This is a genomic window from Pseudoalteromonas maricaloris (genome assembly GCF_024746855.1).
In the GTDB taxonomy this organism is placed as follows: domain Bacteria; phylum Pseudomonadota; class Gammaproteobacteria; order Enterobacterales; family Alteromonadaceae; genus Pseudoalteromonas; species Pseudoalteromonas maricaloris.
This window is the reverse complement of sequence record NZ_CP024626.1, coordinates 99,278-113,697: the sequence shown is the minus strand read 5'-3', so window position 1 is coordinate 113,697 and position 14,420 is coordinate 99,278. Positions and strand designations below refer to the sequence as shown.

The 14,420-nt window shown below is 42.6% G+C and carries 19 protein-coding genes; 9 read left to right on the top strand and 10 right to left on the bottom strand.

Annotated elements, in window-relative coordinates:
* Complete coding sequence (locus tag CTT31_RS18465; protein ID WP_260492726.1) at positions 1–2,601, top strand: TonB-dependent receptor; 2,601 nt, start codon at positions 1–3, stop codon at positions 2,599–2,601.
* Here the strand turns inward: CTT31_RS18465 and CTT31_RS18460 are convergent.
* The gene (locus CTT31_RS18460; protein ID WP_260492725.1) at positions 2,584–3,489 is read right to left on the bottom strand and encodes a LysR family transcriptional regulator; all 906 of its coding nucleotides are present in this window, start codon (positions 3,487–3,489) and stop codon (positions 2,584–2,586) included. The genes CTT31_RS18465 and CTT31_RS18460 overlap by 18 nt on opposite strands.
* Before the next feature lie 96 nt (positions 3,490–3,585).
* On the opposite strand from CTT31_RS18460, the gene CTT31_RS18455 reads away from it, so the two are divergent.
* The 4 genes from CTT31_RS18455 to CTT31_RS18440 all read left to right on the top strand — a co-directional run bounded on the left by CTT31_RS18455 (position 3,586) and on the right by CTT31_RS18440 (position 7,826).
* Positions 3,586–3,891: a hypothetical protein gene (locus CTT31_RS18455; RefSeq protein WP_095728325.1), complete on the top strand. Its 306-nt coding sequence runs from the start codon at positions 3,586–3,588 to the stop codon at positions 3,889–3,891.
* Positions 3,892–4,025: 134 nt separating this feature from the next.
* Positions 4,026–6,080 carry a S9 family peptidase gene (locus tag CTT31_RS18450; protein ID WP_260492724.1) on the top strand — a complete coding sequence of 685 codons (2,055 nt, stop codon included), beginning with the start codon at positions 4,026–4,028 and terminating at the stop codon, positions 6,078–6,080.
* Between the two features lie 62 nt (positions 6,081–6,142).
* Positions 6,143–6,688 carry a GNAT family N-acetyltransferase gene (locus CTT31_RS18445; RefSeq protein WP_260492723.1) on the top strand — a complete coding sequence of 182 codons (546 nt, stop codon included), beginning with the start codon at positions 6,143–6,145 and terminating at the stop codon, positions 6,686–6,688.
* 217 nt (positions 6,689–6,905) lie between these two features.
* Positions 6,906–7,826 (top strand): acetoacetate decarboxylase family protein, encoded by a 921-nt coding sequence (locus CTT31_RS18440; protein ID WP_260492722.1) that lies wholly within the window; start codon positions 6,906–6,908, stop codon positions 7,824–7,826.
* Between the two features lie 46 nt (positions 7,827–7,872).
* Here the strand turns inward: CTT31_RS18440 and CTT31_RS18435 are convergent, their stop codons facing one another.
* The 3 genes from CTT31_RS18435 to CTT31_RS18425 form a co-directional block, all read right to left on the bottom strand.
* Complete coding sequence (locus CTT31_RS18435; RefSeq protein WP_260492721.1) at positions 7,873–8,124, bottom strand: TIGR03643 family protein; 252 nt, start codon at positions 8,122–8,124, stop codon at positions 7,873–7,875.
* Between the two features lie 60 nt (positions 8,125–8,184).
* Positions 8,185–8,343, bottom strand: a complete 159-nt coding sequence (locus CTT31_RS18430; protein ID WP_019647622.1) for a hypothetical protein — start codon at positions 8,341–8,343, stop codon at positions 8,185–8,187.
* A gap of 77 nt (positions 8,344–8,420) precedes the next feature.
* The gene (locus CTT31_RS18425; RefSeq protein WP_260492720.1) at positions 8,421–9,302 is read right to left on the bottom strand and encodes a LysR family transcriptional regulator; all 882 of its coding nucleotides are present in this window, start codon (positions 9,300–9,302) and stop codon (positions 8,421–8,423) included.
* Positions 9,303–9,426: 124 nt separating this feature from the next.
* Between CTT31_RS18425 and CTT31_RS18420 the strand changes: the two genes are divergently transcribed.
* The 4 genes from CTT31_RS18420 (at position 9,427) to CTT31_RS18405 (ending at position 11,343) form a co-directional block, all read left to right on the top strand.
* The gene (locus tag CTT31_RS18420) at positions 9,427–10,041 is read left to right on the top strand and encodes a glutathione S-transferase family protein (RefSeq protein ID WP_260492719.1); all 615 of its coding nucleotides are present in this window, start codon (positions 9,427–9,429) and stop codon (positions 10,039–10,041) included.
* 7 nt (positions 10,042–10,048) lie between these two features.
* Complete coding sequence (locus CTT31_RS18415) at positions 10,049–10,417, top strand: nuclear transport factor 2 family protein (RefSeq protein ID WP_260492718.1); 369 nt, start codon at positions 10,049–10,051, stop codon at positions 10,415–10,417.
* A gap of 10 nt (positions 10,418–10,427) precedes the next feature.
* Positions 10,428–10,640, top strand: coding sequence for a tautomerase family protein (locus CTT31_RS18410; RefSeq protein WP_260492717.1), 213 nt, complete (start codon positions 10,428–10,430; stop codon positions 10,638–10,640).
* A gap of 256 nt (positions 10,641–10,896) precedes the next feature.
* Positions 10,897–11,343 carry an Hsp20 family protein gene (locus tag CTT31_RS18405; RefSeq protein WP_260492716.1) on the top strand — a complete coding sequence of 149 codons (447 nt, stop codon included), beginning with the start codon at positions 10,897–10,899 and terminating at the stop codon, positions 11,341–11,343.
* Between the two features lie 1,136 nt (positions 11,344–12,479).
* Here the strand turns inward: CTT31_RS18405 and CTT31_RS18400 are convergent.
* The 6 genes from CTT31_RS18400 to CTT31_RS18375 all read right to left on the bottom strand — a co-directional run bounded on the left by CTT31_RS18400 (position 12,480) and on the right by CTT31_RS18375 (position 14,092).
* Positions 12,480–12,701, bottom strand: coding sequence for an EF-hand domain-containing protein (locus CTT31_RS18400; protein WP_260492967.1), 222 nt, complete (start codon positions 12,699–12,701; stop codon positions 12,480–12,482).
* 58 nt (positions 12,702–12,759) lie between these two features.
* The gene (locus tag CTT31_RS18395; protein ID WP_260492966.1) at positions 12,760–12,981 is read right to left on the bottom strand and encodes an EF-hand domain-containing protein; all 222 of its coding nucleotides are present in this window, start codon (positions 12,979–12,981) and stop codon (positions 12,760–12,762) included.
* Between the two features lie 58 nt (positions 12,982–13,039).
* The gene (locus tag CTT31_RS18390; protein WP_130165975.1) at positions 13,040–13,261 is read right to left on the bottom strand and encodes an EF-hand domain-containing protein; all 222 of its coding nucleotides are present in this window, start codon (positions 13,259–13,261) and stop codon (positions 13,040–13,042) included.
* A 57-nt stretch (positions 13,262–13,318) separates the two neighbouring features.
* Positions 13,319–13,540 (bottom strand): EF-hand domain-containing protein, encoded by a 222-nt coding sequence (locus CTT31_RS18385; protein ID WP_260492965.1) that lies wholly within the window; start codon positions 13,538–13,540, stop codon positions 13,319–13,321.
* A 65-nt stretch (positions 13,541–13,605) separates the two neighbouring features.
* Positions 13,606–13,827 (bottom strand): EF-hand domain-containing protein, encoded by a 222-nt coding sequence (locus tag CTT31_RS18380; RefSeq protein WP_260492715.1) that lies wholly within the window; start codon positions 13,825–13,827, stop codon positions 13,606–13,608.
* Positions 13,828–13,870: 43 nt separating this feature from the next.
* Positions 13,871–14,092, bottom strand: coding sequence for an EF-hand domain-containing protein (locus CTT31_RS18375; RefSeq protein ID WP_010369619.1), 222 nt, complete (start codon positions 14,090–14,092; stop codon positions 13,871–13,873).
* Positions 14,093–14,420: the final 328 nt, after the last annotated feature.

Genomic DNA, 14,420 nt, shown 5'->3' with positions numbered 1-14,420 from the left:
ATGTCAGAATTTCTCATCCGAACAGTTTCTTGTAGCGCATTCTTTATCACAGCTGCAAGTTATGCCGTTGAGCAAAATCAGACAGCTGAAAATACCATAGAACGCATCGAAATCCGTGCCTTCCATGACAGCGTTGTCAAGTCTCTCAGTAATAAACGTCACAATCAACAAGTTTCAGATACGATCAGTGCTGAAGACATAGGTAAGTTTCCAGATAAAAACGTCGCAGAGGCGCTACAACGGATCACCGGTATCTCACTCTCTCGAGCACAAGGTGAGGGTGAGCGGATCGGCGTGCGAGGCACAACCCCCGAGCAAAATAGAACCTATTTGAATGGTCAATATCTCGCCTCCGCTGATTGGTGGATCTCAAGTCAGCCAAGCCGAGGCTTTAATTTTACCTTATTACCCAGTGAAATCGTCTCTAGCCTTGAGGTGTTCAAAACACCACAAGCTATGCAGGATGAAGGTTCGTTAGGTGGTGCAATCAATATAAAAACCCGCGACCCTCTGCTTACGCCTTCAGGCTATGGCGTTGTAACGGCCCAGTTCCAATACAGTGACTTGAGCGATAAACTCGACCCACAATTATCTGCAATTTATAACTACCATAGCGAAAGTGGCGACTATGCTGTACTTTTTACCGCAACACGACGAGATCGCAGCCTCAGACGCGACGGCCTAGAATCGTGGGGGTGGCACGATAGAACATTATACCAAGGTGATGATGATACTTGGTATGCCACCCAGCAGACCCCACAAGACAAAAGCCAGACGTTATGGTTTCCAGGAGGTGGGGGTTCCGCGATTTTTCAGCAGCAAAGAGAGTTGCAGGCTTATACAGTCAATGCCGCGTTTCAGCTCTCCCCACGACTTAGGTTAAATAGTCACTTACTTTATTCTCATCTAAACGCAGACAACAACAATCAAAACTTTCTCTGGCAAAGTGCAAAGTCTATTGACCTAGGCGGCGGAGTAACCGATTTACAAGTACAAGATGGTACTTTGGTGAGCGCCCACTATTTACCCACAGCAGCGCCGTTCAATACCAGCATGGAAGCCATTTGGCGAGACTCGCAGATCAGCACCAAAAGTGCCCATCTAGACTTGGTCTATGATGGCATTTATTGGTCAAGCCAGTTTCAAGTGGGTCTAAGCCACGGCTCTGGTGGCACCAAAGAAGACGTCACGTCACAGTTTTCTGCTAACACCCGTTTTCATGTCGATACGTCAATGCGAAAAAACATCGTCGCAAGTTATGGAACTTCTCCGTTAGATGCGGCGAGTTGGTTTATCACCGAAGCTCGAAATGACAGCCAAGATGGCAAAGATAAATCATACTTCGCGCAAGCCGATTTTGCGTACGATATCGACTTTAAACAGGTCGACGCGATTAAATTTGGCATTAAACTTAAGGACCATCAACGGGACTTTTTGCGCTATCGCTCCAAAGATGGAGGGCTTGATGGTTTAGCCGGCGAGCTTGGCACTACACTGGCCGCCTATCCGGGCACTTTTGTGGATGATTATTTGCGCGGCGTAGGTAGTGCAAACACCTTAAAAAACTACAGTTATGCCGATATTACACTGCTCGCCAAAGACTTCGATACGCTCAATTTTGAACAAGAGATAGAAAAAGCCAGTCGTTTTCATATTACAGAAAAAACCGCCGCCGCTTACGGTCAAATGCAACTCGCTGGTGAATCCTATGCAGCCAACATTGGGGTACGGGTGGTCAAAACCTTTCAAGACTCTGCCGCATTTAAACGTGTCGCCTCCCCCATCGAAGCGCCCGACAGCTATGTTTGGCATGAAGAATCTCGGGATTACATCGATATTCTACCCAGCGCCAATATCAAGTTTGATTTAAGCGAAAGTCTGGTTGGCCGTTTTTCCGTTGCACGCGTCATGTCACGAGCACAATTTCATCACCTTATGCCCTCAACCAATTACAACGTGACCCAAGCTCAAGGACAAGGTGGTAACGCCAGCTTAGATCCATATAGAGCGGCGCAGTTTGATGCCAGCCTTGAATGGTACTTTGACGATGCAGGACTCGCCTCAATCGCCTTATTTAACAAGGATGTGGAGTCTTTTATCGAGTTTGAGCGGAAACTTGAACGTCACGAAGGCATTTTGATGTCTATCGATAGGCCTAGTAATGGCGCTGGCGGCAGTATCCGTGGCGTTGAACTAAGCTACCAGCAAACACTTGCGTACGGATTTGGGTTAATCGCCAATTACACCTACGTTGATGGCGAACGTGACAACGCTGACGTTGGCTTACAGGACAAAGTGCCAGGCACCTCAAAACACAGTGCTAACCTTACCGCTTACTACGAGAACCACCAATTTAGCGCACGGCTTAGCTATAATTATCGAACCCAGTTTGCCACCGGTGTAGGCGAGACCATGATGGATAATTACGGCCAATTAGACGGCAGCCTCACGGTGAAATTAAGTGATAACCTCGATGCACAATTTGAGTTTATTAATTTAACCGACGAACAAATCTATACCTATGATCGCAATGAGTACGCACCAACAGGGGTATATGTGAATGGTCGGCGCTACTACGCAGGGCTAAGATACCAATTCTGATTTGCATGATAATTGCGACTGTACAAACCCTAAGAATAAATCCAGCTTTGCAGAATGCTCTCGTTTTACTTTATATATGGCATGCAAAGTAACTTGGGGCCTATTTTGCTCGGGAAACAGCTCAACCAAAGCGCCCGAATCAATATCCCGTTGGCAGAAATAAGACGGTAACATGGCAATCCCCAATCCTGCCAACACCGCCTCTCGAATGTGAAAGCGACTATTCGCTATCAAATTACCTTGCAGAGCATAACTTCGAGTTCCGTCATGCCAACTATCTTCAACATGATTAAGTTTAGATAACAACATGTTATGCCGACCCAGCTCATCCAACTGCTTGGGTTTCCCATGCGCCACCAAATAACTGGGAGCGGCAACAAAAGTCGAGCTTATATTGATTAATTTCAAGACATAAAATTGACTATCTTTGAGTGCAGCTGAAAGCCTAAAAGCGATATCAATCTCATCTTCGATTAGATCCTGATTTGCTGCGGTAAACATCAGCTCTAACTTTATTTGTGGATAGCGCTTTTGAAAGTCGATACAAATTTGGCTCAGTAGCATACGCCCTATCGTATTTGGAAAGGTTATTTTTAGGTGACCTGATTGATGCACTCCAACCTGTTCGACTTCTTCTTCCAAATCGCGTAGCGCACGAAGGATCTTTTTCCCTTTTTCGTACACCAACTTACCGGCATCAGACAATGCGAGTTTACGGGTTGTTCGATTTAAAAGTACTTGTCCATAAGATGACTCTAGCTGAGCTATCGATTTACTCACCGCTGATGTCGTGGTACCGAGCTGCTCTGCAGCTCGGCTGAAGGAGTGCTGCTCAGCGACACAACATAATATTTTAAGTAAGTGAAGTTTATCGTATTCCTTTCTCATTATTTCCTCTTAGGAAAAAGTCTTTACACCAAATGAATATATATTAACTAAAAATAAAAAGTAAACTTAACTCAAAAGAAAATAAAGGACATCAACATGATCACCACGTCGTGCCACTGCGGCCAGATCCACTATCGTATTTTCACCACGACAACAGCCAACGAAATATGCACTGGTGTGCAGTTTATTCAGGCTCATGGTCTTATCGAAAATCCCTGTAAATCTCTCGAACGATTTGTGGTGCCGCATTCGAAAGCTCAAACTATTCAAGAGCATGGTTTTTGCAAACACTGTGGTGCGTCTATCTACATCATGGATGACAAAGGCAACATTTCGTATGCACTTAATCACCTTATGCCGTTTCAGGCTGATTATTCAGGCGTGCTGAATTTCGGCCTATAAAAGATAGCGGCTTCGCTTTATCAGGCTTAACCGACAATTAATCGCAAACATTGGTTTTTATTCTGGTGACAAGTAGAATGCCTAAAAACTTCATCTTGAAGTTACAACAAGTGAATGAAAATTTAGGATAAATAATGAAACTACTTAAGTCTGCTTTGGCTTTAGCAATGGGCTTCACCAGTGCTGCAAGCCTCGCAAGTGATACCATCACTATTGAAGACATCCCAAAGATCCAATCGGTAAGCTCAACGTCGGTGAGTCCTGACGGCGAACTCGTTGCTTTTACTCGCTCTGTACCACGCGAGCTTTACGTTGACCAAAATGGTTCTAATTACAGTGAACTTTATGTGATTGACGACGAAGGTGTAGAGCGCCCATTTATCACCGGTAAAGTGAGCATCTCAAGCATCTCTTGGTCGGCCGACGGTCAGTTCATTTATTTCCTAACCAAGAAAAAAGAAGACAAGCAACGCACCCTTTATCGCATCGCAGTAAACGGTGGGGAAGCACAGAAAGTGCTTTCACTAAAAGGAACTGGGATCTCGGCTTATAGCCTAAGTCCTGATGGCAAACAGGTTGCTATCCTTGCAATGCCAGCTGCCGATAAGTCAGAAAAAGAGCTGAAAAAGCTTGGTTTTATGGCTGAAGTGTATGAACTGGGTTTAAAGAACAAACAGCTTCATATCATTGATCTTGCAGCATCAGAAAAACCACTGACTCCAGCGGCACTGAACATCGAAGGCTATGTTAGTGAAATCAACTGGGCTGATGATGCCTCTAAATTACTGGTAAAAACCCAGCCTACAGCGCTTATTGATGACAAGTATATGAAGTCACAATGGCATGTACTTGATGCAAAAACACAACAAATTACCACTTCGTTCAAAACAGAAGGTAAGCTTGGTACCGCAGAGTTTTCTCACGATGGTAAATACATCGCGATTTTAGGCGCTGAAGACAAGCACGACCCGGCAACTGGTCGCTTATACCTTGCCGATGCACAAAGCGGCAAAGTAGAAGAGTGGATCCCGAACTTTATGGGTCACATCGGTGATTTTGAGTGGTCAAACCGTAAGAACCAGCTAACTTTTGTCGCGAACGTCGGCGCTGAAAGTTTTGTTGGCCAAATTAAAGTTGGCTCAAACAAATACAAGAAACTTATCAAAGAAGGTAAGTTTATCGCATCGAATCTATCAATCTCTGATTCAGACAAAACCATTGCCCTACGTGCGAATACAGCTAAACACCCAAATGAAGTGTTTGTGATCCGCTCAAGCAAGGCAACTCGTCTATCAAACTCAAACCCGTGGTTAGACAACAAGCGTTTTGCAAAACAAGAGGCTATTAACTTCAAAGCCCGCGATGGTGTTGAAATTGGTGGCGTATTAATTTATCCACTTGATTATCAAGAAGGTACACGTTATCCACTGATCATGTCGGTGCACGGTGGTCCTGAAAGCCACGATAAGAATGGCTGGCTCACGAGCTATTCAGATCCAGGTCAAATGGGCGCAGCACGTGGCTATGCAGTATTCTATCCAAACTACCGTGGTTCGACGGGTAAAGGCGTTGATTACTCAAAACTTGGCCAAGGCGACTACGCAGGTAAAGAGTTTGACGACTTAGTAGATATGAAAGAATACCTAGTCAATACCGGTTTAGTAGACACCAAGCGTGTTGGTATTACTGGTGGCTCTTACGGCGGTTATGCCTCTGCTTGGGGTGCTACAAAACTAACTGAACACTTTGCGGCAAGCGTGATGTTTGTTGGGGTAACTAACCAACTATCTAAGTTTGGTACTACCGATATCTCAAACGAAATGTACCTAGTGCACGCTCGCTCTTACCCTTGGGATAAATGGCAGTGGTACCTAGAGCGCAGTCCGATTTACTGGGCTGGTCAATCGAAGACGCCATTACTAATTATGCATGGTAAAGATGACCCGCGTGTACACCCAGCACAATCTATGGAGCTATATCGCTATATGAAAGTGCAAGGTAAAGATGTACGTCTAGTTTACTATCCAGGCGAAGGTCATGGTAACCGCAAAGCAGCGGCTCAATATGACTACAGCTTGCGCTTGATGCGCTGGATGGACAACTACCTAATCGAAGGCAAAAAAGACATGCCAGATTATGAAATTGACCACGCGGCGAAGCTAAAAGCCGTTAAAGACGCGAATAAATAAGTAAGCTAGCTTATTGTTTGAGGGCGCTAATTTGCGCCCTTTTTTATCAAGGAAAAAAGATATTGCAATTAACTACAATCCAACTCGACACCGAGCGATTCACACTGAGACCCTTAACCTCACAAGATGCCGAAGCGCTGTTTGCCATATTCTCGGACGCAGACGTCATGCGCTATTGGAACACGCCACCTTGGGACTGCCTTGACGATGCAACGCAATTTATCAAGCAATCACATGAAGACTTGACTACGCATCAAGCGATCACACTGGCCATTGTTTCGAAAAGTGATGAAACAATAATTGGCAAATGTTTACTGTTTAGCTGGGATAAAGAGTCACGTCGCGCCGAAATTGGCTTTGGTATTGCCAAATCTCACTGGGGGCAAGGTGTTATTCAAGAAGCGGGCTCTGCACTCATTGACTATGCTTTTTCAACACTACAGTTGAGGCGTATTGAAGCAGAGATTGATCCTGCTAATATCGGCTCAGCCAAAGTGCTAACAAAACTTGGATTTACTAAAGAAGGTCACTTACGTGCCCGCTGGGAAATTGCTGGCGAAGTTTCAGACTCTGCACTATTCGGCTTACTTGCAAGCGACGTAAATTAACCAAAGTGATCGCCTTTTCCCTAAACTTAATCACTTTAAATCAGCGACATACTTAATGTCGCTTTGAGAACTAACCACCAATACACTCTATCAACTAAAGCACTTTGATTTTTCACAATCCGCTGTTAACATAACATCCCTAAAAAGGAAACAGTTACTCAACTTGTCTTGAATTTGACAATCTACTTTGTTGATCTCACTACTTAAGGAAAGCAAAATGATAAAACATGCAGTCGTGCTAGGACTCATCTTTAGCGCCCATACTCTCGCCTTTGACCTCGAGAATACATACCCAACCACTGAAATAAAATACTTGGATGACGGCACTGAAATCTCTGTGCCTTTTCATGTCAAGGGAGAAGCAACCAGTGCAGTCCTGGGTTTAATTAATGCAAAACGAGCAAAACGATTTTTATGGAATGACGGTTGGAAAGTTGTTACGCCAAAATGTGATGGCAAAAGCTCCGGAAAAGGTATTGCGGCTTTTTACACTCAAAAAATCACAGAAAGTCCAGCAGGAGCATACAACGAAACGGTCGCAACGTTTTTTATTCAACGCAGAAATGCGCCAGATCTCGACTTACCTTGTCCAAGCGACCTGAACTCCCTTGAAGCACAAGTAAACTATGCAATGGCTGCATTTACAACTATCAATACTGCTAATGCTGAAAAGCAGTCGATGGGGCTCCCTCACGATTACGCCTCATTCAACTTTCATTTGATGTTGGACAATGCAAAAGCGGTTGAGGCCGGTGAAATATGGGGTTACCCCAAACAATTGGCCCAAGTTGACATCACCCTAAGTGAAAATACACATCGTCTCGAGCTGGCCAAGAAAAATGGTAAGCCTTTGCTCAGTGCTGAATATCAGCGCAAAATTGGCACAAACACGCCACTGTACTCGGTCGGTGACAACGTTGTGCCCAGCTTTAACCTTCCCGATGAGTCTAAGATCCCTCAACTAAGTGGCGTATTGGCCTCTGCTAGCGGCTGGATCTTGCCTTTCGTTGGTAAGTTTACAATTCACTCACCAAAAAGTGTCACCACGCGATTTTTACGCAAAACGCAGTTTACTCCTATCGCAGTATTAGAATTCACTAACGTTGAAGGCGTTGCGCTACCACTTTACGATAGATAACCTTCATTAGAGTACAGGCGGAGGCTTAACGGCCTCTGCATTTTAATTACCTTTGCTTGTATTGCGTTTTGCAGTATCCGCGATTGACCGCCTTGCTTCTAAGTTTAATATGCTTTGTGTTACGGCCATTTACTCGTTGCCGCCATAGCCTAAAACTGCTGGGTTTTAGGCTACAACGCATCAATTTGATCACGTCAGGTTCACTAAGCTCAAACTGTCGCTCGATAGCTTCAAATGGCGTCCTATCTTCCCACGCCATTTCTATAATCCTAGAAATTTCTGAGTCACTAAATTGCACTTGCTTAATCTTGTTGTGTTCTAATCAGAATCACACATACGCACCGAGAGCCAAAATAGATTAAAAATACTTACGGCCAATCAATATTCCCATCGCAATGCCGATAGGCAAGGTGTACATGATTTGCCCTGATGCAACGCCTACGGCTGTGCCTATTCCCGCGCCGATAGCGAGCCCCAGACCTATTTTTCGATTGGCATTTTGTTTATCACATTTCATGACTATTCCATCATCTAAACCAGAAGTTAATCTGGCAAAGTAATGAAGTAATGTAAACCACCTTATTTGCCTAACAATCAGTGCCCTTCACGCTTAAACCAAGCCTGTAAAAACTCGATACATTGAAGTACCGCGGCTGGCACAAATTGGCGTGCTGGATATAGTGCATATAAAGCGAGTGTAGGTTTATCAGCATGCTGCAAAATACTAACTACCTCGCCCTTTTCAAGTGCTTCTCTACAGGCAAATTCAGGTAAAACCCCTATTCCCATGTGACTTTTAATTGCCTGCAACATAAAAAGGACATTGTTCACTTTAAGGGAACCTTTTATTCGCACACCTTCGTCTAATGGCCATAAGTTCTTGCGTTTTGAATAGCTATATTCAAAACAATTATGATGAATTAAATCTTGTGCTGATTCGATAGCAGGGTGACTCGCTAAATATTGTGGTGAGGCGCATACATGATAGCTAAATTGAGTAATTTCTTTACCTATATAACTTGAGTCGAATGGGCGACTGGAAGCCCGAAAACCTAAATCGAATCCCTGTTCTACTAAATCGATATCCTCATCTCCTAAATGTATTTCAAGGTCGACATCGGGAAACGCTTGCATAAAATCGGCGAACATTGCTGCCAAGTCAGTGATCCCAAGCACCATTGGCACATTCACCTTTAGCTTGCCTTTTGGTGCTTGCTGCGACTCTTGTATGAAGGTATCTGCATCCTCTAACTTATTAAGAATATCCTTAGCACGTTGTAAATAGCCTTCTCCCACATGCGTGAGCTGCAAATTGCGCGTGGTGCGATGTATAAGGCGCGCACCAAGCTCAGCTTCTAGTCGGCTGATCTCCTTACTGATCATGGATTTGGACGTATTATATTGCTCTGCAACACGAGTAAAACTGCGTACCTCAGCCAGTTTTACAAACATTTCTATCGCTCGTAGCTTGTTCATACTTTCCTTGATTATTGTTTCCACCATGTGAACTCTTGGTTCTCATTGTAGCTATATATCAAACAACATCTAGTTTATACACTGAGCTTGTCTTTTAGCCAAGAAGCAAATAAGGAAAACCATTATGTATACGTTATATTACTTACCAGGTGCTTGCGCGCTAGCAACGCAAGTCATATTAAGAGAGCTAAAACAACCCTTCGAACTGGTTGACAAACGCGGTGTTGATAACTTTTTAGCTATTAACCCAACAGGTAAAATCCCGGTTCTTAATGATGGCGAAAACAGCTTAGTAGAAGGAGCTGCAATCTTACTTTACCTACTCAATAAACACGAAAATAACCTTCTTCCTCAAGCTGATGTTTTGCAAAAGCAACAAGCGATAGAAAACATTCTATTTGCCAATGCTACGATGCACCCGGCTTACAATCGTCTGTTTTTTGCCACAGGTGCGATTGCTGACGAGCATGCACGCCAGCCATTTTTAGAAGCGGCAGCGGTTGCCATCAACGAATTATGGGTGTTAGTCGAGAAAAAGTTAGCGCAGCAAGCATTTTTAGGCGGCGATCAGGTTTCCACTGCGGATATCATGCTGGCTGTATATGCGCGTTGGGGTGCCTATTTTCCAGTCGACATTATCATTCCAGAAAAAGTCAGCAAAATGTTAGCTGCAATTGAGGCAAGGCCCAGCTTTATCGCCTCGATAGCAGCTGAACAAGCACACAGTACAGACGCATGAGCTTAATATGACTAAGCCTACTTTCAAACTACAGGATTTAGACAAAGTAACTGCGGTTATTCAACAATATTTTGAAGGGCTACACCAAGGAGATATTAAAAAGTTGGACGCGATTTTCCACGCTGAGGCGGTGCTCAAAGCTCCAGGAATGAGGCGCACCAAATCACAGTGGCTAGATTTGGTCTCATCTCGACAAACGCCCGAAAGCCAAAGCGCTGCTTTTAATTACCGTATTTTGTCGGTGGATGTTGTAAACCATCAAGCAATGGTCAAGCTGTATTGTCCACTGTTTGAACATCACTATATCGACTTTATCGGTTTACTTAAAGAAGATGGACAATGGCGTATCGTCAACAAAATGTATGATGATCTGTAGGAGATAATCAATGCCTATCATCAATATTAGAATCACAAAGGAAGGCGTTACACCTGCCCAGAAGCAAGCCTTAATAAAAGGTGCAACTCAGCTTATGGTGGATGTCCTTGATAAAGCGCCACAAGTTACTTTTGTTGTCATAGAGGAAGTTGAAACTGACGACTGGGGAATAGGGTTTGATCAAGTCTCTATGTTGCAACAGCAAAACTTAAGTCCTAAATAACGCACTAAAAAAGAGGCATCAAATGGTGCTTCTTCACCTGCAAAGACAATTTTCTTGAAAAAGAATCTTATAAAATTCAGGTAAATAAAAACTTTTTTAAAAAAGTTTCTTGAAAAGTATTTGCCTCGTCCATAAATAGTATTGTGAGGACGCCGACAGGGTCCCAACCCAAACTAAGTAAATGTTTTATATGCTATTTATTGGCTTTAATTGAAGCAATAAATAGCTTAATTATCGCTTTATGAGGATACAAATTATGCGTACAGTAGACCTATCTCCACTTTATCGTTCATTCATCGGTTTTGACCATTTAGCACAGTTAATGGATGCAGCATCACGCAACGAAAAGCAACCAAGCTTTCCACCATATAACATTGAAGCCACCGGTGAAGACAAGTACCAAATTACCATGGCTGTTGCCGGATTTACCGAGCAAGAGCTTAGCCTTGAGTCAGAAAACAATACTCTGACAGTCAAAGGCGAAAAGCAAAACAAAGAAGACAAAGCTGAACGCAAATTTATCCATCAAGGCATCGCAGAGCGTAACTTTGAGCGTAAATTCCAACTTGGCGATCACGTCAAAGTGATTGGCGCAGGACTTGAAAACGGCCTGTTAGTCATTGACCTTGAGCGCGAGATTCCAGAAGCACTCAAGCCAAGAAAGATTGAAATTGGCAAATGCAATCTCATCGAAAATAAATAATCGATTGAAATCACTTCCCCCTGTTTTTACATGATGTCACGTTTCCAAGTCGCCCTCGGGCGACTTTTTTGTTTGCAAAAATGTATGAGCTGACTGTAACACTAGAAAAAGGTAGATATAGAGGTCAGCGCAATGCTAAATCCAACCTGAAGCTTACTTGTTAAGATTCAACTCGCTTTTAACAACTAACGTAATTAAAATACAAGAAGAGAAAACTAAAATTATCCCCAAAAATATAAAGTGCCAATTTGGGTGTAGCAAATCTAAACTATATTGGTATGATGTCCAGCGAGTTCGATCCTCGCTATATATAGGTGAAGCTATCCACTTATAAACACTATAGAATTCCTTAAACACTCCTAAGAGCATCGACAAAACTCCTGCCATATAAAAGAGCCTAGATACCCATATAACAATTTGAAGTGACTCACTTTTCACTCTATGAAAAGGTAAAAAAATCATACTTTTCCTTAAGATTTAATATTTGGTCAAAACATAGCATTCAATGGTTTCAAACGCCGAAATTGTTTCCCCGTTTTAAGTATTACTAGTGATATTACATGCAGTTAAGTTAACCAAGCAACACTTAAAACCGTGCCGTATCACACTTATTTTTTATCAAAGGCGCTAAGTTGATCTATATTTTTCTATTTGTGACGATCACAGGTCAAGCAATCACTTAGCTATTAGTGATAGAAGTAACTTACATTTCCTGCATCTAGCTGCCAAAAAATAGGTAAAAAACTCCAAATGTAACTGTGATGTCGTTAAATTTAAAGATCAGAAGAGTCTGAAAAACAAACAAAAAAAGCTTGGCTATAAAGCCAAGCTTTGGGTGCGGTGCGAATAACCGCCTTACTCTTACCGACTATGATCCTTCACTTTACTTCCCTAATGACATCCAAACTCTCAATTTGGAGCTCAAAGATTCTGATAGCGATGCCTCGCTGTAAGTATTCCTTTATACCAGTTTGTTTAAACTTGCCCGAAAAAAGGCGCTTAGTTGAACAAATCAGCTGTGTTGCCAGTTACTCAACAATAATCATAATCTTTGAACTCTATTCCCTGCTCCCTGACATCAGTTCCTTTTCCTCTGTCACTCCTTTGCGCAGGTAAATTTACTTCTCCAGCTCTAATTAGCCTTTAAAGTTTGAAAATTCTGTTTCGCTTAGCTCGCCATTAGCATCAACGTCTAATTCTTTAAATTGCTCTGCAAGTGCAGTATGCGCTTGTGCTTCACTCATGCTGATTGTGCCGCTTTGATCTGTATCTAGCGCTGCGAAGTCTTCACTCGCCATTGCATTAACAGACGCAAAAGATAAACCTGAGATTGATAGTGCAATTAGTACGTTTTTCATCATTTATTCCTCAAAAAATGTAAATACTGTTCGTTTCGTGAAATTGGAGAGCTACTGTTTAGCCTTTAAAGTTTGCGAATTCTGTTTCGCTTAGCTCGCCATTTGCATCAGCGTCTAATTCTTTAAATTGCTCTGCAAGCGCCGAGTGTGCTTGTGCTTCGCTCATGCTGATTGTGCCGCTTTGATCTGTGTCTAGCGCCGCAAAGTCTTCACTCGCCATTGCATTAACAGACGCAAAAGATAAACCTGAGATTGATAGTGCAATTAGTACGTTTTTCATCATTTATTCCTCAAAAAATGTAAATACTGTTCGTTTCGTGAAATTGGAGAGCTACTGTTTAGCCTTTAAAGTTTGCGAATTCTGTTTCGCTTAGCTCGCCATTTGCATCAGCGTCTAATTCTTTAAATTGCTCTGCAAGCGCCGAGTGTGCTTGTGCTTCGCTCATGCTGATTGTGCCGCTTTGATCTGTGTCTAGCGCCGCAAAGTCTTCACCCGCCATTGCATTAACAGACGCGAAAGATAAACCTGTGATTGATAGTGCAATTAGTACGTTTTTCATCATTTATTCCTCAAAAATTTAAATACTGTTCGTTTCATGAAATTAGAGGGCTATTACTTAGCCTTTAAAATTTGCGAATTCTGATTCACTTAACTCGCCGTCAGCGTTACCGTCTAGCTGAGTGAATTGCTCAACAAGATTTGGATTGACTTTCGCTTCGCTCATGCTAATTGTGCCACTACCATTGGCATCGTATTTGGCAAAGTCGTCACCTGCCATTGCATTAACCGACGCCATTGATAGGCCAGCAAGGGATACTGCTACTAGTAGATTTTTCATCATATTCTCCTTAAAGTTCAGTCTTGACGGAGAGTCCGAAGACTCACCGATATCGAGCTTTTAAATTAGCCTTCAAAGTGCTCGTACTCTGACTCGCTCAGCTCGCCGTTACCGTCAACATCAAGTGTCTTTAATTGCTCAGCCAACTTAGGATTAACCTCTGCTTCAGCCATGCTGATTGTGCCGCTGCCATCAGTGTCGTACTTTTCGAAGTCGTCCATCGCCATTGCCGATGCTGAAACCAATGCCATACCTGTGATTGATAGTGCTGCTAATAAATTTTTCATGATCTTCTCCTTAACGATTAAAGTGATGTGATAACTCGGCAAATTAACCTTCGTAGTTATCAAATTCTGCTTGGCTTAGTTGACCATCTTGGTCAGCATCTAGCTCATTAAATTGAGCAAGAAGGCCTTCATCTGCTTTTGCTTCTTCAATAGAGATGTAACCGTCACCATTCATGTCTAGTTTGTCGAAATCAGTGTTTGCATGTGCACCTACTGATGCCAAAGTCATTACTGCCGCTGATACTGCGATTGCTAGATTTTTCATCGTGCTTTCCTCATAAGATTAAAAACTAAATTCTGTGTTAAACGTTTTGCTATTAAAGCTAAAAACTGATTTTGCATTTGTTTTTGCGTTTCGTTTTTCGCTTTCGAGATAACTATTCCAACTTTGATGCCAAAATTGAAAAAACAAGGTTTATCAACGAGTTAAGTAAAACCACATGAAAAGATTAAGGTTGGATTAAGGCAAGCTGTTGCTAAATGGCAACAGTTAAAAAAGCGAAAAATAAAAAGTCTTTATTTTTCTTAATGTTAGATTGTCGCAGCCTTGCAACAGGTAAATTTTTGGAGAGAAAATTTTGCAAATCTCGCAA